Source organism: Noviherbaspirillum denitrificans (assembly GCF_002211445.1).
Lineage (GTDB): Bacteria > Pseudomonadota > Gammaproteobacteria > Burkholderiales > Burkholderiaceae_D > Noviherbaspirillum > Noviherbaspirillum denitrificans.
Window position 1 is genome coordinate 1,125,727 of record NZ_LSTO01000001.1, and the last position, 747, is coordinate 1,126,473.

The 747-nt window shown below is 58.1% G+C and carries 1 protein-coding gene; it reads right to left on the bottom strand.

Annotation, left to right across the window (positions count from 1 at the left end; all coding sequences use genetic code 11):
* Positions 1–19: 19 nt before the first annotated feature.
* Positions 20–747 (bottom strand): DHH family phosphoesterase (locus tag AYR66_RS05585; protein ID WP_088709619.1); only part of this gene is annotated, 728 nt, incomplete at its 5' end.

Below are 747 nucleotides of genomic sequence, written 5' to 3' on the forward strand. Positions count from 1 at the left end.
TCCCCGATTCTAACGTGCTTCAACCGTCAGCGTTAATCGCCGCCACCAGCTCCTGCAGTACCTGTTCCGCCTTGTCGTTTTCCACCTGGCAGGTGCCGGCATTTTCATGCCCGCCGCCGCCATACTTGAGCATCAGTTCGCCGATGTTGGTGTTGGATGTGCGGTTCAGGATCGACTTGCCGGTGGCGAAAACGGTGTTCTGGTTCTTGAGTCCCCACAGCACGTGGATGGAGATGTTCGTCTCCGGGAACAGCGCATAGATCATGAAGCGGTTGCCGGCGTAGATCGTCTCTTCCTTGCGCAGGTCGAGCACCACCAGGTTGCCGTTCACGGTCGAGCAGCGCCTGATCTGTTCCTTGAATTTCTCCTCGTGCTCGAAATACAGGTCGACACGTTCCTTCACGTCCGGCAGTTCCATGATCTGTTCGATGCTGTGGTTCCTGCAGTAGCCGATCAGGTCCATCATCAGGTTGTAGTTGGAAATGCGGAACTCGCGGAAGCGGCCTAGGCCGGTACGTGCGTCCATCAGGAAGTTCAGCAAATCCCATTTCTGCGGACGCAGGATTTCGTCGCGGTTGAACTGCGCGGAGTCGCCCTTGTCGACCGCCGCCATCATGTCGTCCCACGAGGAGGGGAAGGCGATTTCGCCGCCGTAATATTCGTAGACGACGCGCGCCGCGGAAGGCGCCCGCGCATTGATGATGTGGTTGGCGTTGCCGGCGGTATTGCGCAGCGTTTCGGAAAAAT